At 71.2% G+C, this 17712-nt stretch carries 17 protein-coding genes; 5 read left to right on the top strand and 12 right to left on the bottom strand.

Annotation, left to right across the window (positions count from 1 at the left end; genetic code table 11):
* Positions 1-30: 30 nt before the first annotated feature.
* Complete coding sequence (locus tag ACIP6U_RS15355) at positions 31-1188, bottom strand: acyl-CoA dehydrogenase family protein (protein ID WP_401716875.1); 1158 nt, start codon at positions 1186-1188, stop codon at positions 31-33.
* A gap of 201 nt (positions 1189-1389) precedes the next feature.
* On the opposite strand from ACIP6U_RS15355, the gene ACIP6U_RS15350 reads away from it, so the two are divergent.
* Positions 1390-2733 (top strand): UDP-glucose dehydrogenase family protein, encoded by a 1344-nt coding sequence (locus tag ACIP6U_RS15350; RefSeq protein WP_401716872.1) that lies wholly within the window; start codon positions 1390-1392, stop codon positions 2731-2733.
* Positions 2734-3057: 324 nt separating this feature from the next.
* Here the strand turns inward: ACIP6U_RS15350 and ACIP6U_RS15345 are convergent, their stop codons facing one another.
* Entirely contained in the window at positions 3058-3558 is a 501-nt protein-coding gene (locus tag ACIP6U_RS15345; protein ID WP_401716869.1) for a CGNR zinc finger domain-containing protein, read from the bottom strand.
* Between the two features lie 98 nt (positions 3559-3656).
* Here ACIP6U_RS15345 and ACIP6U_RS15340 point away from each other — a divergent pair, with 98 nt between their 5' ends.
* Positions 3657-4016 (top strand): VOC family protein, encoded by a 360-nt coding sequence (locus tag ACIP6U_RS15340; RefSeq protein WP_401716866.1) that lies wholly within the window; start codon positions 3657-3659, stop codon positions 4014-4016.
* A 51-nt stretch (positions 4017-4067) separates the two neighbouring features.
* Positions 4068-4475, top strand: a complete 408-nt coding sequence (locus ACIP6U_RS15335) for a VOC family protein (RefSeq protein WP_401716864.1) — start codon at positions 4068-4070, stop codon at positions 4473-4475.
* Between the two features lie 96 nt (positions 4476-4571).
* Here the strand turns inward: ACIP6U_RS15335 and ACIP6U_RS15330 are convergent, their stop codons facing one another.
* The 4 genes from ACIP6U_RS15330 to ACIP6U_RS15315 all read right to left on the bottom strand — a co-directional run bounded on the left by ACIP6U_RS15330 (position 4572) and on the right by ACIP6U_RS15315 (position 8707).
* Positions 4572-5690, bottom strand: coding sequence for a dipeptidase (locus ACIP6U_RS15330; protein ID WP_401716863.1), 1119 nt, complete (start codon positions 5688-5690; stop codon positions 4572-4574).
* Positions 5691-5847: 157 nt separating this feature from the next.
* On the bottom strand, positions 5848-7026 hold the full coding sequence (locus ACIP6U_RS15325; RefSeq protein ID WP_401716861.1) for a dipeptidase: 1179 nt from the start codon (positions 7024-7026) through the stop codon (positions 5848-5850).
* Between the two features lie 5 nt (positions 7027-7031).
* Positions 7032-7571 carry a 5-(carboxyamino)imidazole ribonucleotide mutase gene (gene purE, locus ACIP6U_RS15320; protein WP_401716859.1) on the bottom strand — a complete coding sequence of 180 codons (540 nt, stop codon included), beginning with the start codon at positions 7569-7571 and terminating at the stop codon, positions 7032-7034.
* Complete coding sequence (locus ACIP6U_RS15315) at positions 7568-8707, bottom strand: 5-(carboxyamino)imidazole ribonucleotide synthase (protein ID WP_401716856.1); 1140 nt, start codon at positions 8705-8707, stop codon at positions 7568-7570. Before ACIP6U_RS15315 ends, purE begins: the two co-directional genes overlap by 4 nt.
* 218 nt (positions 8708-8925) lie before the next feature.
* Here ACIP6U_RS15315 and ACIP6U_RS15310 point away from each other — a divergent pair, with 218 nt between their 5' ends.
* Positions 8926-9435 (top strand): GtrA family protein, encoded by a 510-nt coding sequence (locus ACIP6U_RS15310; RefSeq protein WP_401716853.1) that lies wholly within the window; start codon positions 8926-8928, stop codon positions 9433-9435.
* A 202-nt stretch (positions 9436-9637) separates the two neighbouring features.
* Here the strand turns inward: ACIP6U_RS15310 and ACIP6U_RS15305 are convergent, their stop codons facing one another.
* Entirely contained in the window at positions 9638-10918 is a 1281-nt protein-coding gene (locus ACIP6U_RS15305) for an ATP-binding protein (protein WP_401716850.1), read from the bottom strand.
* Between the two features lie 143 nt (positions 10919-11061).
* Positions 11062-11739, bottom strand: coding sequence for a response regulator transcription factor (locus ACIP6U_RS15300; RefSeq protein ID WP_124003719.1), 678 nt, complete (start codon positions 11737-11739; stop codon positions 11062-11064).
* A 298-nt stretch (positions 11740-12037) separates the two neighbouring features.
* On the opposite strand from ACIP6U_RS15300, the gene ACIP6U_RS15295 reads away from it, so the two are divergent.
* Complete coding sequence (locus tag ACIP6U_RS15295) at positions 12038-13534, top strand: oligopeptide:H+ symporter (protein WP_401716845.1); 1497 nt, start codon at positions 12038-12040, stop codon at positions 13532-13534.
* A 71-nt stretch (positions 13535-13605) separates the two neighbouring features.
* Here ACIP6U_RS15295 and ACIP6U_RS15290 read toward each other — a convergent pair whose 3' ends face one another.
* From ACIP6U_RS15290 to ACIP6U_RS15275, 4 genes are all read right to left on the bottom strand, one after another.
* On the bottom strand, positions 13606-14823 hold the full coding sequence (locus ACIP6U_RS15290; protein ID WP_401716842.1) for a hypothetical protein: 1218 nt from the start codon (positions 14821-14823) through the stop codon (positions 13606-13608).
* An 86-nt stretch (positions 14824-14909) separates the two neighbouring features.
* Positions 14910-16052, bottom strand: coding sequence for a hypothetical protein (locus ACIP6U_RS15285; protein ID WP_401716840.1), 1143 nt, complete (start codon positions 16050-16052; stop codon positions 14910-14912).
* Entirely contained in the window at positions 16049-16873 is an 825-nt protein-coding gene (locus tag ACIP6U_RS15280) for a hypothetical protein (protein WP_401716837.1), read from the bottom strand. Before ACIP6U_RS15280 ends, ACIP6U_RS15285 begins: the two co-directional genes overlap by 4 nt.
* A gap of 33 nt (positions 16874-16906) precedes the next feature.
* Entirely contained in the window at positions 16907-17599 is a 693-nt protein-coding gene (locus ACIP6U_RS15275; protein WP_401716834.1) for an LPXTG cell wall anchor domain-containing protein, read from the bottom strand.
* Positions 17600-17712: the final 113 nt, after the last annotated feature.

Raw genomic sequence — 17712 nt, 5'->3', positions numbered from 1 at the left:
ACCGGCTCTCGCCGGCCCCCTCCGCGGCTGTTACGGAAGGTTCCGCGCCATGACGATGCGCTGGACCTGGTTGGTGCCCTCGTAGATCTGCGTGATCTTCGCGTCGCGCATCATGCGCTCCACCGGGTAGTCCCGCGTGTACCCGTACCCGCCGAGCAGCTGGACCGCGTCCGTGGTGACCTCCATCGCCGCGTCCGACGCGAAGCACTTCGCGGCGGCACCGAGGTAGGTGAGGTCGGCGTCGCCGCGCTGCGAGGCGGCGGCGGCCTGGTAGGTCAGGGCGCGGGCGGCCGAGATCTTCATGGCCATGTCGGCGAGCATGAACTGGATGCCCTGGAAGTCGGCGATCGGCTTGCCGAACTGCTTGCGCTCCTGGACATAGCCCTTGGCGTAGTCGAGGGCGCCCTGGGCGATGCCGAGGGCCTGGGCGGCGATGGTGATGCGGGTGTGGTCCAGGGTCTTCATCGCGGTGGCGAAGCCCGTGCCCTCCTCGCCGATCATGCGCTCGGCGGGGATGCGGACGTTGTCGAGGTAGACCTCGCGGGTCGGGGAGCCCTTGATGCCGAGCTTCTTCTCGGGGGCGCCGAAGGAGACGCCCGGGTCGGACTTCTCGACCACGAACGCGCTGATGCCCTTGGAGCGCTTGGTGGGGTCGGTCACCGCCATCACCGTGTAGTACTCGCTGACGCCCGCGTTGGTGATCCAGCGCTTGACGCCGTTGAGGACGTAGTGGTCGCCGTCGCGGACCGCCTTCGTCTTCATGCCGGCCGCGTCGGAACCGGCGTCCGGCTCGGACAGGGCGTAGGAGAACATGCCGTCGCCCTTGGCGAGCGGGGTCATGTACTTCTTCTTCAGGTCCTCGGAGCCGGAGAGGATCACCGGGAGCGAGCCCAGCTTGTTCACCGCGGGGATGAGGGAGGAGCTGGCGCAGACGCGGGCCACCTCCTCGATCACGATGACCGTGGCGAGCGCGTCGGCGCCCCCGCCGCCGTACTCCTCGGGGACGTGCACGGCGTGCAGGTCGTTGGCCACGAGGGCGTCGTGGGCCTCCTGCGGGAAGCGGGCCTCCTCGTCCACCGCGGCGGCGTACGGCGCGATCTTCGCCTCGGCCAGTGAGCGGATCGCGTCGCGGAGCATGTCGTGCTCCTCGGACGGGCGGTACAGGTCGAAGTCAGCCGATCCGGCCAAGGTCTCTCACGCTCCAAGGACGCTTCTGACGCACTGTGGTGACGGTGCTAATTACCGTTAAGTAACTCAAATTTTAGGGGCCCGCCCACGGGACGCATACGTGAGCTTGGCGACAGAGGGAAAGGTGCCCGTCGAAGGCCCTTTCCACGCCCCGGTTATGCTCGGGCACCGCAGCAGCAGCCGTACCTCTCGGGAGCCCCCATGAGCCTCAAGATCACCGTGATCGGCACCGGCTATCTCGGCGCCACCCACGCCGCGGCCATGGCCGAGCTCGGGTTCGAAGTGCTCGGGCTCGACGTCGTGCCCGAGAAGATCGAGATGCTCAAGCGGGGCGAGGTCCCGATGTACGAGCCCGGTCTCGAGGAACTGCTGCGCAAGCACGTGGCCGGCATCGAGGGATCGAGCGGGCGGCTCCGCTTCACCATGGACTTCGCGGAGGTCGCGGCCTTCGGTGACGTGCACTTCGTCTGCGTGAACACCCCGCAGCGGCACGGGGAGTACGCGGCCGACATGTCCTACGTCGATGCCGCGATCGCCTCCCTCGCGCCGCACCTGACCGGGCCCGCCCTGGTCGTCGGCAAGTCGACCGTGCCCGTCGGCTCGGCCGACCGGCTCGCCGCCTACCTCGCCGCGAACGCGCCGGCGGGTGCGGACGCCGAGCTGGCCTGGAACCCGGAGTTCCTGCGCGAGGGATTCGCCGTCCAGGACACGCTGCACCCCGACCGGATCGTGGTCGGCGTGCGCAGCGAGCGGGCGGAGAAGCTGCTGCGCGAGGTGTACGCGACGCCCCTGTCCGACGCGACGCCGTTCGTGGTCACCGACTTCCCCACCGCCGAGCTGGTGAAGACCTCGGCGAACTCCTTCCTCGCCACCAAGATCTCCTTCATCAACGCGATGGCGGAGGTGTGCGAGGCCGCCGACGGCGACGTCGCCAAGCTCGCCGAGGCGATCGGCTACGACGACCGGATCGGGAAGAAGTTCCTGCGGGCCGGCATCGGCTTCGGCGGCGGCTGTCTGCCCAAGGACATCCGGGCGTTCATGGCCCGCGCCGGTGAGCTGGGCGCGGACCAGGCGCTGACCTTCCTGCGCGAGATCGACTCGATCAACATGCGCCAGCGCGGCCGCATGGTGGAGCTGACCCGGGAGGCGCTCGGGGGCGGTTCCTTCCTCGGCAAGCGGGTCGGTGTCCTCGGTGCCGCCTTCAAGCCCGACTCGGACGACGTCCGGGACTCCCCCGCGCTGAACGTCGCGGGCCAGATCCACCTCCAGGGCGGCCAGGTCACGGTGTACGACCCCAAGGGCATGGCCAACGCCCGCCGCCTCTTCCCGACCCTCGGCTACGCCGACACGGCCCTGGACGCGGTCCGCGGCGCCGACGTGGTCCTGCACCTGACCGAGTGGCAGGAGTTCCGCGACCTCGACCCGGCGGCCCTCGGCACGGTCGCCTCCCACCGCCTCATCCTCGACGGCCGCAACGCCCTCGACGCGGAACTGTGGCGCAAGGCGGGCTGGACGTACCGGGCGATGGGCCGTCCGACGGCTTAGCGGGAAGGCCTGTGCGGTGAGCCGACGAGTGCGGCGCCACGTCGGTCCCGGGGCGTGACGGCGGACGGCGCGAAGCACGCCCGACGGCACAACGGGCCGACGGGAACGACCAGCGCCGCGAGACACCCGCCTCGCAGGCGCCCCAGGGGACGGACGCGGCGGAGCCGGCACGGGTCCCGCCCGACGGCGTGTCGCAGCGCCCCACCCCACAGCCGGACACAGGCGACGCCGGTTCGGCCGAGGCTCAGTCGGCCGAACCGGCGTCTGGCTGCATTCTGCACCACCGGACCCACCCGCAGGCGGGGAACCACTCGGCCTTGGGAGCTACTTGGCCCGGTACCGCCGCATCTTCGCCCGCGCCCCGCACACCTGCATCGAGCACCAGCGGCCGCGGCCCGCCGGGCTGCGGTCGTAGTAGGCCCAGTGGCAGGTCGGGGCCTCGCAGGCCTTGAGGCGGGTCCAGGTGCCGGCCGTGAGGGAGTCGGCGATCGCCGCCGCGACGCGGGCGAGCAGGGGGTCCCCGTCGGCGGGGGCGAGGCGCGCGGAGCCGTCGTCGGTGTCGATCGTGACGAGCAGCGGGGCCCCGGCCAGCAGGACGCCGAGCGGGGTGACCTCGCGGTGCGGCGGGTGGCCCGCGTGGGCGAGCAGGGTGACGCGGAGCGACTCGCGCAGGTCACGGGCCCCGGGCACCTCGGCCGTCGTGAGTCCGAAACGGGCCCGGCCGTCCGCCGTGTCGAGTCCGTCGACGCCCCCCTCGAGGTCCAGCGTGTTCACCAGCCCCTGGACCAGGACCAGGCCGCCGGGCGCCGGAACTCTCTCACTCATGCTTGCGACGTTACCTCCAATACGGGAGCATGCAGTAACCGTTACCTCTTGCACCGCTCTAAAGGTAACCGGCTACAAGCAACTAGTGAGGAGTAGTCATGGCCATCGCCAAGCTGGGCGCCGTCGTCCTGGACTGTCCCGACCCCCGCGCGCTCGCCGGCTTCTACGCCGAGATCCTGGGCGGCACCGTCGAGGGCGAGGGAGACTGGGTGGACCTGAAGGTGCCCGACGGGCAGTCGCTGGCGTTCCAGGAGGCCCCGGGGTACGTACCGCCGAAGTGGCCCGCGCCGGACCGGTCCCAGCAGTTCCACATCGACCTCACCGTCGAGGACCTGGACGCGGCCGAGGCGGACGTACTGGCGCTCGGCGCGAAGACCCTGGACGCGGACGACCGCTCACGGACGTTCCGTGTGTACGCCGACCCGGCGGGGCACCCGTTCTGCCTGTGCGCGTGCTGAGAAGAGGCTCCAAGGCCCGTTGAACCGACCGTCGACCAGGAGGCACCCGTCATGCCCGTGGCCCGTTTCCGTTCCGTCGTGCTCGACTGCCCCGACCCGCGCGCACTCGCCGAGTTCTACGCGGCGATCCTGGGCGGCACACCCCGCGTGGAGGACGAGGACTGGGTCGTCCTGGAGGCACCCGGCGTACCGCGCCTCGCCTTCAGCCAGGACCTCGGTCACCGGCCGCCGACCTGGCCGCGCGAGGGCGACAACGGCCAGCAGTTCCACCTCGACCTCGACGCCGGCCCGACCTGGGCGGAGTTCGACGCGGCGCACGAGCGGGTGATGGCGCTGGGTGCCCGGCCGCTGGACCTGGAGGACCGCGAGGAGAAGGACTTCCAGGTGTACGCCGATCCGGCCGGGCATCCGTTCTGCCTCTGCCGGATCGAGAACCCGCGACCGGCCGACAACCCCTGACCAGGACCTGTCCGGCGGATCAGCCCGGCGTCGCGGGCCCTGGGCTCGGCCAAGAAGAACCGCACCTCACAGTCGGCCTGATCCGCCGGACAGGCCCTAACCGTCCAGCTCGGCGATCTTCGCCGTCGAAGGATCCCGGCGCTGCTGGGCCGCGCGGGCGGTGAAGTCGGCGCCGCGCAGGACGCGTTGGACGTTGCCCCAGGTGAGCAGGGCGATGTCGGACTCGGTCCAGCCCCGGTGCAGGAGCTCGGCGATGAGGTACGGGTAGCAGGAGGCGTCGCCGAGGTCCTGCGGGTGCGCGGTGCCGGCGTCGTAGGTCCCGGCCAGGGCGACGCACTCCGGCCCCGCGACCTCGCGCACGTGGTCGAGATGGTCGGCCACGTCGCGGACGGACGGCCCGGTCTGCTCGGCGGTGAGCGGCACCATGCACAGGCCCTTGGCGGCGCCCAGCGCGGCGAGCAGGCCGTCGGGGAGGTTGGACGGGTGCGGGCGCAGGGCGCGGGCGGCGGAGCGGGTGCACACGACCGGCGCCTTGGATACGGCGAAGGCACGGCGGGCGGTCTCCTCGGAGGCGCCGGAGACGTCGGCGAGCACGCCGAGCCGGTTCATCTCCCGTACCACCTCCTCGCCGAACCGGGTCAGCCCCGCCTCGCTCGCCCAGGACGCGCCGGACAGGGTGAGGACGCGCAGGCCCAGGGCGTGCAGGGCGCGCAGGATGCCGAGGGAGTCGCCGAGGGCCGAGGCGCCGGCCGGCCCCAGCAGCACGGCGACCCGGCCGCAGTGCCGGGCGTCGGTGGTCTCCCCGGCGGTGCGGGCCAGGCGCAGTCCCTCGGGGTGACCGTGCACGACGGTCTTCACCAGGTCCAGCTGCTCCAGGGTGGCGCCGACCGCCCGGTCCCCGGCCAGCCCCTCGGGCAGGTGCAGGGACCAGAACAGCGCGCCGACGTGCCCCTCGCGCAGCCGCGGCACGTCCGTGTCGACCGCGCTCTCGCCGAGCTCCAGGTCGAACCACGGCATGTGGCGAAGGGCCCACGGCAGACCGCTGTAGCCGTCGGCGACGGGATGCGCGGCGAGGATGGCGTGGGCGCGCTCCAGGGGCGCGGTGTCCGGATCGGAGACGGGGGCGTACGGCTCGCCGGGCTCGAAGGGGTCCGGGAGGTCGTCGAGCGCGCCCACCTCGGTGGTGGGGTGCAGTTCGTCCTGGAGGTCTGCCATGGCGGGCTCCGTACGTCGTGAAAGTCCCGGTGGGGGTACCGTCACCGTCGCACGGGGGCCGGAGGCCTTCCTGGTGGGTGGGGCGTTCGGGGGTCGGCCGGTTCAGCGACCCGCCGCCCCCTCGCCCTCTTCGCCCCCCTCGGCCGTCTCAGGCGTCTCAGCCGTCGAGGGACTCGATCGTGGCGTTGGACGGGCCCCGCGTCGCCTGGAGCTCGCGCGCCACGTCCTCCGCCGCGCCCAGCACCCGTACCGAGTTCTGCCAGGTCACCTTGGCCAGGTCGGACTTCGACCAGCCGCGGTCCAGGAGTTCCGCGATGAGGTTGGGGTAGCCGGAGACGTCGTTCAGACCGTCGGGTGTGAAGGCCGTGCCGTCGTAGTCGCCGCCGATGCCGAGGTGGTCGACGCCCGCGACCTCGCGCATGTGGTCGAGGTGGTCGGCGACCGTCGGGACCGTGGCGACCGGGCGGGGGTTGCGCTCCTCGAAGGCGCGGTGGAGCTTCATCGCCTCGGGGCTGGTGTCGAGGTGGTGCAGTCCGTGGGCGCGCAGGTTCTCGTCGGCGGCGGCCGTCCAGTCCACGGCCGCCTGGAGCACGAACTTCGGTACGAACGTCACCATCGCCACGCCCCCGTTCGCGGGCAGCCGCTCCAGGACGTCGTCCGGGATGTTGCGGGGGTGGTCGCAGACGGCCCGCGAGGAGGAGTGGGAGAAGATCACCGGCGCCGAGGTCGCGTCCAGCGCGTCCCGCATGGTCGTCGCCGCCACGTGCGAGAGGTCGACGAGCATGCCCTCGCGGTTCATCTCCCGCACGACCGCGCGGCCGAACTCCGAGAGCCCGCCCACGCCGGGCTCGTCCGTCGCCGAGTCCGCCCACGGCACGTTGTCGTTGTGGGTGAGCGTCATGTAGCGCACACCGAGGGCGTACAGCCCCCGCAGCGTGCCGAGGGAGCCGGCGATGGAATGGCCGCCCTCCGCACCCATGAGCGAGGCGATACGACCCTCCCGACGCGCCGCCTCCAGGTCCGCCGCGGTCAGCGCGGGCGCCAGGTCCGCCGGATAGCGGGCCAGCAACTGCCGTACGCAGTCGATCTGTTCCAGCGTCGCGGCGACCGGCTCGGGCTGGTCGGAGGGGACGTACACCGACCAGTACTGCGCCCCGACCCCGCCCTCGCGCAGCCGCGGGATGTCGGTGTGCAGATGGGCGTTCTGGTGCGCGGCGATGTCACGCGAGTCCAGGTCGTAGCCGACCTGCTTGCGCAGCGCCCAGGGCAGGTCGTTGTGCCCGTCGACGACGGGGAACTCGGCGAGCAGGGCGCGGGCCTCTTCGAGGGACGTCATCGCCGTCACTTGCCGAATCCGAAGCCGCCGGTGCCGCCGCCCTCGACCTTGGCGCGCAGGCGTTTGCCCTTCTCGGTGGCCTGGTCGTTCAGTTCCTGCTGGAAGTCCCGCATGCGGCCGAGGAGTTCCTCGTCGTGGGTGGCGAGGATGCGGGCGGCGAGGAGACCGGCGTTGCGCGCGCCGGCGACCGAGACGGTCGCGACGGGGACGCCGGCCGGCATCTGCACGATGGAGAGCAACGAGTCCATGCCGTCGAGGTACTTCAGGGGCACGGGGACGCCGATCACCGGCAGCGGGGTCACCGAGGCGAGCATGCCCGGGAGGTGGGCCGCGCCGCCGGCGCCGGCGATGAGCACCTTGAGGCCGCGGCCGTCGGCCCGCTCGCCGTACGTGATCATCTCGCGCGGCATGCGGTGGGCGGAGAGGACGTCGACCTCGTACCCGATCTCGAACTCGTCGAGGGCCTTGGCGGCGGCCTCCATGACCGGCCAGTCGGAGTCCGACCCCATGACGATGCCTACGACGGGTCCTGCAACGGGGCTCATTCGGTGATCGTGCCTCTCAGATAGCCGGCGGCGTGACGGGCGCGCTCCAGCACCTCGTCCAGGTCGTCGCCGAAGGTGTTGACGTGACCGACCTTGCGGCCGGGCTTCACGTCCTTGCCGTACATGTGGATCTTGAGCTTGGGGTCGCGGGCCATGCAGTGCAGGTACGCGGAGTACATGTCCGGGTAGTCGCCGCCCAGGACGTTGACCATGACGGTCCATCTGGCGCGGGGGCGCGGGTCGCCGAGCGGGAGGTCGAGGACCGCGCGGACGTGGTTGGCGAACTGGCTGGTGATCGCGCCGTCCTGGGTCCAGTGGCCCGAGTTGTGCGGGCGCATGGCCAGTTCGTTGACGAGGATGCGGCCGTCGCGGGTCTGGAACAGCTCGACCGCGAGGTGGCCGACGACGTCCAGTTCCTTGGCGATGCGCAGGGCCAGCTCCTCGGCCGCGAGGGCGAGGGACTCGTCGAGGTCGGGGGCGGGCGCGACGACCGTGTCGCAGACGCCGTTCACCTGCTGGGACTCGACGACCGGGTAGGCGACGGCCTGGCCGTGCGGGGAGCGGACGACGTTGGCGGCGAGCTCGCGGACGTAGTCGACCTTCTCCTCGGCGAGGACGGGGACGCCGGCGCGGAAGGGCGCCTCGGCCTCGGCGACCGAGTCGACGACCCACACGCCCTTGCCGTCGTAGCCGCCGCGGACGGTCTTGAGGACGACCGGGAACCCGTCGCCCTCCGCCGCGAACGCGGCCACGTCCGCCGGGTCGGCCACGATCCGGTGCCGTGGGCACGGCACCCCGAGCGCGTCGAGCCGCGCCCGCATCACGCCCTTGTCCTGGGCGTGCACGAGCGCGTCGGGGCCGGGGCGCACGGGGATGCCGTCCGCCTCCAGGGCCCGTAGATGCTCGACGGGTACGTGTTCGTGATCGAAGGTGATCACATCGCAGCCCCGCGCGAAGTCACGCAGCGTGTCGAGGTCGCGGTAGTCGCCGATGACGACATCGCTGACGACCTGCGCCGCGGAATCCTGAGGGGTGTCACTGAGGAGCTTGAACCTGATGCCGAGCGGGATGCCTGCCTCGTGTGTCATACGAGCGAGCTGGCCCCCGCCGACCATGCCGACTACCGGGAACGTCACGCTCCTAGCGTATCGGCCGGACCGGGGCCGCCGTTTTCCGGCCGTTCTTCCCGGTCTCCACCGGCTCTCCATCGGCTCTTACCCGGCTTTTCCCTGGCATTTCCGCAGCTCTTCCCAAGCTGTTCCCCAGCTGTGAGCTCGTACACAGGAGATTACGAAGAGGGGGTGGTTAGCATGGCTGGGTTGACGAAACCGACCGGATGGGGGCCTGCACGACCATGGGACGTGGTTCCTCCGGGCTGCGAAGGCTCGTACACGAGGCCGCCAAATTCGGCGCGGTGGGCGGCGCGGGGCTTCTCGTCAACCTCGGCGTGTTCAACCTCATGCGGCACTCCACCGACCTCCAGGTGGTCCGCGCGAGCGTCATAGCCACGGTCGTGGCGATCGTCTTCAACTACGTCGGCTTCCGCTACTTCACCTACCGAGACCGCGACAAGGGCGGGCGGACGAAGGAACTGACCCTGTTCCTGCTGTTCAGCGCGGTCGGCCTGGTGATCGAGAACGGCGTGCTGTACGCGGCGACCTACGGCTTCGGCTGGGACAGCCCGCTGCAGAGCAACATCTTCAAGTTCCTCGGCATCGGCATCGCCACCCTCTTCCGCTTCTGGTCCTACCGCTCCTGGGTCTTCCGCGCCCTGCCGGCCCGCGAGGCCGTCGCCAGCGCGGAGTCGTTCCTGGAGGAGGCGGAGACCGCGGTACGGCCCGCTGTGGAGCAGCGCGCCGTCTGAGGCACGTCCACGACCCCTAGGGGCTGTCGTTTGGATCAGCCCGGCGTCGCGGGGTCTGGCACGCACATCTGCCGCGTTGTCGTCACTCGCCATGGCTCCGCCATGACTCCCTCCTCCGCCTTGCAGCTGCACGCACCAGACCCCGCTCGGCTCGGCCAAGAAGCACTGTGCCTCTCAGCCGGCCTGATCCAAACGACAGCCCCTAGCGGACCGTCGTGGGTTCGTCGTCGTCCGGGTCCAGGGGGCGCTTGAGAGGGTTGCGGGAGAGGAAGAGCCCGAACACCGGGGGCTTGGTCTGGAGCATCTCCAGGCGGCCTCCGTCGGCCTCCGCGAGGTCGCGGGCGACCGCGAGGCCGATGCCCGTGGAGTTGCGGCCGCTGATGGTCCGCTCGAAGATCCGCGCCCCCAGATCGGCGGGCACCCCCGGCCCCTCGTCCGTCACCTCGACGACGGCCTGGTTGCCGACCACGCGGGTGCGCAGCGCGACCGTGCCGCCGCCGTGCATGAGCGAGTTCTCGATCAGCGCCGCCAGCACCTGCGCCACCGCGCCCGGCGTGCCCACGGCCTGCAGATGCCGCTTGCCGGAGCTGACGATCGCGCGGCCCGAGCTGCGGTAGGCGGGGCGCCACTCGGCGAGCTGCTGCTGGATGACCTCGTCGAGGTCGAAGGAGACCGCGTTGCCGGTGCGCGGGTCGCGGGAGTTCGTCAGCAGCCGCTCCACCACGTCCGTGAGCCGCTCGACCTGGGTGAGGGCGACGTTGGCCTCCTCCTTCACCGTGTCCGGGTCGTCGGTGAGGGTGATCTCCTCCAGCCGCATCGACAACGCCGTCAGCGGCGTACGCAACTGGTGCGAGGCGTCGGCGGCCAGCCTGCGCTCGGCGGTGAGCATGCGGGCGATGCGTTCGGCGGAGGCGTCGAGGACGTCGGCGACCCGGTCCAGCTCGGGGACGCTGTAGCGCTTGTGGCGGGGGCGCGGGTCGCCGGAGCCGAGGCGTTCGGCGGTCTCGGCGAGGTCGGTGAGCGGGGAGGCGAGCCGGTTGGCCTGGCGGATCGCCAGCAGTACGGCGGCGATCACCGCGAGCAGCGCGACCAGGCCGATGATCAGCAGCGTCCGGCCGACCTCGCGCGTGACGGTCGACCGGGGCTCCTCGACGACGACGGTCTCGCCCTCTTCCCCCTTGGCGTGCCCGCGGATGACCTCGCCCTCGGGCCGGGTGCCGACCTCGATGACCGGCTCACCGGGGATCCGGATCACGGCGAACCGATCCTGCGTCACCTGGCTCCGCAGCACCTCGGCGTTCACGGTCCCGGCCCCGATGAGCCGGCTGTCCACGATGCTCGCCAGCCGCTGCGCCTCGGAACTCACCCGTTCCTGCGCGCTGTTGCTGATGGTCCGCGTCTCGACGATGACGAGGGACACCCCGAAGACAGCGATCACGACGAGCACGACGGCGAGGGTGGACTGGATCAGACGACGGCGCACGAACTCCTCCGGGCGGTGACTTCAAGGGGCGCCAGCGGGTCGATGCCCCTGTCTTTGTCTTTTAGGGGCGCGGGGAACTGCGCGACCAGCCACGAACTACCCGCACTCGCCGAAGCACACCAGCCCCTACGGCGAGAGCGCACTCAACTCTTCTCGAACCGGAACCCCACACCACGCACCGTGGCGATGTACCGCGGGTTCGCCGCATCATCCCCGAGCTTCTTCCGCAGCCAGGAGATATGCATGTCGAGCGTCTTGGTCGACGACCACCACGTCGTGTCCCAGACCTCCCGCATCAACTGGTCACGAGTCACCACCCGCCCGGCATCTCGCACGAGAACCCGCAGCAGGTCGAACTCCTTCGCGGTGAGCTGGAGTTCCTCGTCACCCATCCACGCACGGTGCGACTCGACGTCGATGCGCACGCCGTGCGTGGCGGGCGGCTGCGCCGGCTCCGCCGCCCCGCGCCGCAACAGCGCCCGCACCCGGGCCAGCAGTTCGGCGAGCCGGAAGGGCTTGGTGACGTAGTCGTCCGCGCCCGCGTCGAGGCCGACGACGGTGTCCACCTCGTCGGCGCGCGCGGTCAGGATGAGGATGGGCACGGCGTGCCCCTCGGCGCGCAGGCGGCGGGCGACCTCCAGGCCGTCCATGCCGGGCAGACCGAGGTCGAGCACGACCAGGTCGATGCCGCCCTGGATCCCGGCGTCGAGCGCGGTGGGGCCGTCCTCACGCACCTCGACCTCATAGCCTTCCCGGCGCAGGGCGCGGGCCAGCGGCTCCGAGATGGACGCGTCGTCCTCGGCGAGCAGTACACGGGTCATGAGGTGATGGTAGACCGCTCTTTACCTGAGCTGGGGTGTGATCGGCCCCCATGATTCTTACCTTTGGGCGTTCTGGTGCGAACCTCTGTCTGTGGGATGCGATCGTGGGAGGGGCCTTGGAAACAAGCTTGCGGTTCCGCCGCCGCCTGTGATCCGTGTCTCAAGTCCTTCCATATCCGGCAGTGTCCTGCCGTATGGTGATGCGAATGCCTGTAGTGATACCGGGGACCTTTAGCGAGCTTTGCGGCTGAAGGTCTCTTTTGTGTGCGGGCTGTCCCCCATCAGCAAGGATCGACCCATGGCGTCCAGCCTGACGAAGGACTCGGTGACTCCGGGCACCCCCGGTTCCGAGCAGACCTTCTTCGGCCACCCCCGCGGACTGGCCACTCTCTTCATGACCGAGATGTGGGAGCGCTTCTCCTACTACGGCATGAAAGCCCTGCTCCCGCTGTACCTGGTCGCCCCCGGCGGCCTGCACCTGAGCGCGGCCACCGCTACCGCGATCTACTCGGTGTACCTGTCGCTCGTGTACCTGCTCGCCCTGCCGGGCGGCTGGTTCGCGGACCGGGTCCTGGGCCCCCGCAGGACGGTCGCCGTCGCGGGCGTGATCATCATGCTCGGCCACCTCACCCTGGCCCTGCCGAGCGCGGGCACCTTCTACGGCGGTCTCGGCCTGGTCGCGATCGGCTCGGGCCTGCTGAAGGCCAACATCTCCACGATGGTCGGCCACCTCTACGACGGCCCGGACGACCCGCGCCGCGACGGTGGCTTCACGGTCTTCTACATCGGCATCAACGTGGGCGCGTTCGCCGCGCCGCTGGTGATCGGCACCGTCGGCGAGAACGTCAACTGGCACCTGGGCTTCGCGCTCGCCGCGCTCGGCATGGCGCTGGGTCTGGCCCAGTTCCTGCTCGGCACCCGCCACCTCAGCTCGCGCTCCGACATCGTCCCCACGCCGATGTCCGCCGAGGAGAAGGCGGCCACGCTGCGCAAGGCGGGCTTCTGGGCGGCCGTCGCGATCGTCTTCTACGCGGTCGTCGGCTTCTCCGGCCACTACACCCTGAACTGGCTGCTGGTCCCGATCACCGTGGCAGGACTGGTCATCCCGGTGCTGGTCATCGCCCGGATCAAGCGGGACAAGGACCTCGACCGCGCCGAGCAGTCGAAGATGTCCGCGTACATCTGGTTCTTCGTGGCCGCGGCCGTGTTCTGGATGATCTACGACCAGGGCGGCTCGACCGTGTCCCTGTTCGCGGACTCCTCCGCCGACAACACGGTCTTCGGCTGGGAGTTCCCGGTCTCCTGGTACCAGTCGGTCAACCCGGTCATGATCATGGCGCTCGCGCCGGTCTTCGCCTGGGCGTGGCTGGCGCTGGCCCGGCGCGGCAAGGAGCCGAGCACGGCGACGAAGTTCGCGATGGGCCTGGTCCTGATCGGCGCGTCCTTCTTCCTCTTCCTGGCCCCGCTGGCGATCGCGGACGGCGGCCACAAGGCGGCCGCGCTGTGGCTGGTCGGCATCTACTTCGTCCAGACCGTCGGCGAACTGACCCTCTCCCCGGTCGGCCTCTCGGTCACCACGAAGATGGCCCCGGCGAAGTACGCCTCGCAGATGATGGGCGTCTGGTTCCTGGCGGTCACCGCCGGCGACGCGACCACGGGCCTGCTCTCCATCGCCGGCGTCGACCTCAACAAGACGGGCATCGTCGCCCTGGAAGCGGTGCTCGCGGTGATCGCGGGCACGGCGGTGTGGATGTACCGCAGGAAGGTCCGCGAGCTGATGGGCGACGTGCACTGACGTAAGCCCGGATCAGAGATCCACGAAGGGTCACCGCCTCCCTCGCCGGACGCGGTGACCCTTCATCACTCCTACCTGGTCCTCCTCCGGCCCGGCATGAACGTGAAGACGGCCCCGCCCAGCAGGATCGCCGTGCCGGACACCAGTCCCAGCGCCTTCAGCGCGCCGTGGTCGTCCGCGCCCGTCGCCGCCAGGCCCCCGTCCGTCGACGACGTGCCGGACGACGTGCTGCCGCCCGAGGTCGACGAACCGCCCGCCACTCCGCTCGCCTGTTCCGTCGTGTCCAGGGTCAGGGAGACCTCGGTCCTGTCCGGTGTGCAGGTCGTGGTCGTGCCGAGGGCCTCGATCGTGAGGATGCCCGGGGAGAGGGTGGAGGAGCCGCTCGCGCCCGGCTTGTAGGTGCCGGTGAGATCGGGGATGGCGATGGGGTCGCCGGTCTTGATGGCGTCCGCGTTCAGCGGGCCCTCCACGTGCACCGAGCCCGAGTCGGCGCCGGCCACGATCACGTCCATCGACGGCTTGACCGAGCCCGCCGGGATGTCGGCCGGGCTGTCCATCACCGACTTCTTGAACTGCACCGTGAGGTCGAAGTCGCCGCCGTCCTTCTTGGCGTTGATCTGGATCGGCGAGGTCGCCTTCTTCTCACCCAGGGGCGACTGGCAGGTGTACGGGATGTCGACCTCCTTGCCGGTGAAGTCGGTCTGGCCGCCGGTGCCGTCGCTCTCGCTGGGGGTGGCGGTGGGTGTGTCCGAAGGGGTCGGTGTGTCGGTCGGCGTCTCCGTCGGAGTGTCCGTCGGCGTCGGCGTGTCCGTGCCGCCGCCGTCGCCCGCCGTCACCGTGATCGTCGCCGCCGGCTGCACCGTCACCGTCGGCGCGCACTGGGTGTCGGTGCCGAAGGCGTTGACCTTGTAGGCGTCCGGGGTCAGGGTGACCGACCCGGCCGTCGTCAGTTTCAGCGAGCCCTTCATGTCGGACAGCACCATGGTGGCGCCCTTGGGGATGGCCGGGTTCTCGCGCGGCCCCTGCATCGCGACGGACGCGGTCTGCGCGCCGGCCGCCTTGAGCGTGCCCGAGGGCTGCACCGAGTTCGCGGGCAGGTCGATGATGTCGGGGTTCTTGGACGCGGCCTGCGTGAATTTCCAGACGATGTCGACGGTGTCGCCGACCTTCGCGGTGGCCGGCGCGGTGATCTCGACCTTCGTGGTGCCGTCGACCGGATCGATTCCGGCGGGCGGTACGCAGTGGGTGGCGTACGACACCTCGGCGGCCTGCGCGGGCGCGGCGGCCATGCCCAGTAGGACGCCGGCCGAACACAGGGCCAGGGCGGCGCCCGCCGCCCCCGCTCTCCGGGCCGGTGTGACTCTCCTCGGCTGTCTCACGTGGATCCCTTCCTGGTGGGAGTCGTCGGACCCGCGGGAGTCGTGGGACTCGCCGGAGCCGTAGGACTCGGCTGGCTGTCGTCGTGCGGTGCGGAGAACCGACCGGCCGTGCCCGGATCGGAGTCCGGGGTGAACCACGGCAGGGTCGAAGCGACGAGGGGCTCCTCGGCGGGCGCCCGGGTGATCGTGAACCTCGGGCGGCGCAGGGAGAGTTCGGGGAGGTGCAGGCCTCGGTGGCGCAGGCCTCCCGCGCGGCGCGGGCGGACCCGGTCGACGACCGCCATGCCGATACGGAACAGCGCGGCCGGCACGACTATGCAGACCAGGATCCAGAACACGGTCACGCCCCACGGCCGGCCCACGCCCCAGGGCTGTTCGGCGAGCACCTTCCCGCTGTACTTGAGGGAGACGGTGTAGTCGCCGTGCGCGCCCGCGGCCAGGTCGACGGGGAGCTTGATCCGCGCCTTCCCGCCCGGTTCGATCGTGCCGCGCCACTCCTGTTCCTCCCACTGCGGGGCGAACACGCCGTGGGAGGTGCCGACTTGGAAGACGGGGTTCTTCACCGCGGCGGTGCCGACGTTGCCGACGGTGAAGTCGAGGGTCCGCGAGGGCGGGGCGCCGAACCACGTGAGCAGCCCGCTGGAGCCGTCGAGGCGGGTGTCGGTGAGGACCGAGAGCCGGCCGCCGGCGGTCTCGGCGGGCAGCGGTTCGACCGCGTGGCCCGCCACTTGGAGGACCGCGTCGGCCTGTGCCTTCGCGCCGGTCACGGTCGCCACGTGCACCACGCACGGGCACGGCACGGGCGGTTCGGCGACCGGAAGCTTCTTGCCGAAGGCGCCCTTCGCGTCGGTGGTGACGGCCCGGCCGTCGCTGTTGGCGCAGGAGTTGGTGCCGCCGACGACACCCCGCGCCGGTGTGGCCTGGCCGCAGATCAGCACCATCAGCAGCGCGTTCGCCCGCCAGCCGCTGCCGCTGACGGTGATCGAACCACCGGTCCCCGCCTGGGACTTGGACAGCTTCACGACCGGCCCGTCCGCCGCCGCGGCGGTGCCCGCCAAGGGCAGCACCAGCAGCGCGAGCACCGCGACCAGCGCGGGTATCCGGCCCCTGGGCCGAGGTGTCCGAACCTTGCCGCTCACAGCACCGCTCCCGTCAATTCGGCTTCCGTACGCGAGGGTTGATCCACCCCGCCGCCCGCCCGCGCCCGCCGCCTCCGATGTCGTACGACCATCAGGGCGCCCCCGGCGGCCACCGCGCCCGCGACCCCCGCCACCGCGCCCCAGGGCACGAACCGGGCCGAGGTGTGCGCGCTCGCGTGGGCTCCGTCGGCCGCCGTCGCCGTGAGCCGGACGTCGACCGCGTCCAGGGCGGGGTGGTCGGGCCAGGGTTCGGTGAGGTCGAGGCGTTCGCCGGGGCGGAGGTGGACGGGCAGGGTGCGTGGGGCGCGGTCCAGGACCGGGCCGAGGAGGCCGTCCGCGTGCACGGCCAGGCGCGGCACCAGCACGGTCGTACCGCGGTTGACCAGCTCGTACGCGATGTGGTCGGCGTGCACGGTGACGTGTTCGACGGTCAGCGCGGACAGGGCCGGGGCGGCCGCGCGCAGGCGGAGCGGGACCGTGGCACGGCGGCCGTCCCGGTCGCGGGCGACGAGCTCGCCGGTGCGGTCGCCGGTGGCGGTCACCGTGAAGGGGATGTCGGCGCGGGTGCGGGCGGGCACCCGTACCCGGCTCTCGGCGAAGGCGATCCGGACGCCGGCACCCGTGCCGGACAGCCGTACGGTGACCGGTCGTTGACCACGGTTGGTCACCGACACCGTGTCCCGCAGGGGCGTGCCGGGCTCGCCCTCGGCGTAGAAGGCGGGGCGGGAGCCGCCGGCGGGCGCGAGGGACCAGCCCTCGGCGGCACTCGCCGTGGGGGCGGCGGCCAGCAGCAGCAAAGCGGACAGGAACAGGACACGCATCCGGCGGCTCCAGCGGTCGTACGGACGGTGTCGTCAGCGGCGTACCGCCTGGCCCCGCCTGGTCAGCCACAGCGCGCCCGCCGCGCCCGCGAGCAGCACCGTGCCGCCGAGGGTGCCGAGCGCGATGGCGGAGTCGTCCGGGCCGGTCTGCGGGAGGGACGAGCCGCCCGAGTCCGTACCGCTCTGGGAGGTGCCGCCCGTGGACGAGGAGCCGCCCGCCGCGGTCACGTCGAGGGTCAGCGCGGCGCCCGGGCTGTTGGAGGGCGTGCACGTGGTGGTGGTGCCGAGCGCCTTGATGGTGAGGATCGCCGGGGTGAACGTGACCTTCCCGGTGGCCTTCGGGGTGTACGTACCCGTCAAGTCGTTGATCTTTATGGGGGTGTTGGCCGGGATGGCGGCCTGGTTGGCGGGTCCGGTGACGTTCATCGTCCCGCTGTCGGCGCCGCCCAGTTTGATGGTGGCGCTCGGGTTCATCGCACCCTTGCCCAGCTCGACCGGGCTGGAGGAGACGCCCTTCTGCCAGGACATGGTGATCTTGTAGCCGCTGCCGCTCTCGACACCCTTGATGTCGATGGGCGAGACGGCACTCTTGTCACCGATCGGCGTCTTGCACTGGTAGTTGACGCTCACGACCTCGGCGTTGGCTGCGGGGGCGGTCATCAGCACCGCCGAGCCGGCCAGGGCCGCGACGGACGCGAGCGCGGCGGTTCGTTTGTGGTACGACACGATCCCCTCATTCCTGACGGCACATCAGATCGGCCGTCAAGGTACGCCCGGGGTCGTGAGGAAGGAAGACACGATGCGCGCCGGAGTTGTGGGGATCCGGCGCGCACGCAAGG

Origin of the sequence: Streptomyces sp. NPDC088794 (assembly GCF_044750545.1) — a bacterium.
Lineage (GTDB): Bacteria > Actinomycetota > Actinomycetes > Streptomycetales > Streptomycetaceae > Streptomyces.
Note: the sequence above shows the minus strand (reverse complement) of the source record. Positions and strands in the feature narration are given on the sequence as shown.

Bases quoted from the DNA above. Each gene is read 5' to 3' on its own strand.
- ACIP6U_RS15295 (WP_401716845.1), top strand. From the start codon at position 12,038: ATGGCGTCCAGCCTGACGAAGGACTCGGTGACTCCGGGCACCCCCGGT.
- ACIP6U_RS15290 (WP_401716842.1), bottom strand. From the start codon at position 14,823: ATGGCCGCCGCGCCCGCGCAGGCCGCCGAGGTGTCGTACGCCACCCAC.
- ACIP6U_RS15335 (WP_401716864.1), top strand. From the start codon at position 4,068: ATGCCCGTGGCCCGTTTCCGTTCCGTCGTGCTCGACTGCCCCGACCCG.
- ACIP6U_RS15280 (WP_401716837.1), bottom strand. From the start codon at position 16,873: ATGCGTGTCCTGTTCCTGTCCGCTTTGCTGCTGCTGGCCGCCGCCCCC.
- ACIP6U_RS15330 (WP_401716863.1), bottom strand. From the start codon at position 5,690: ATGGCAGACCTCCAGGACGAACTGCACCCCACCACCGAGGTGGGCGCG.
- ACIP6U_RS15340 (WP_401716866.1), top strand. From the start codon at position 3,657: ATGGCCATCGCCAAGCTGGGCGCCGTCGTCCTGGACTGTCCCGACCCC.
- purE (WP_401716859.1), bottom strand. From the start codon at position 7,571: ATGAGCCCCGTTGCAGGACCCGTCGTAGGCATCGTCATGGGGTCGGAC.
- ACIP6U_RS15345 (WP_401716869.1), bottom strand. From the start codon at position 3,558: ATGAGTGAGAGAGTTCCGGCGCCCGGCGGCCTGGTCCTGGTCCAGGGG.
- ACIP6U_RS15310 (WP_401716853.1), top strand. From the start codon at position 8,926: ATGGGACGTGGTTCCTCCGGGCTGCGAAGGCTCGTACACGAGGCCGCC.
- ACIP6U_RS15300 (WP_124003719.1), bottom strand. From the start codon at position 11,739: ATGACCCGTGTACTGCTCGCCGAGGACGACGCGTCCATCTCGGAGCCG.
- ACIP6U_RS15350 (WP_401716872.1), top strand. From the start codon at position 1,390: ATGAGCCTCAAGATCACCGTGATCGGCACCGGCTATCTCGGCGCCACC.
- ACIP6U_RS15325 (WP_401716861.1), bottom strand. From the start codon at position 7,026: ATGACGTCCCTCGAAGAGGCCCGCGCCCTGCTCGCCGAGTTCCCCGTC.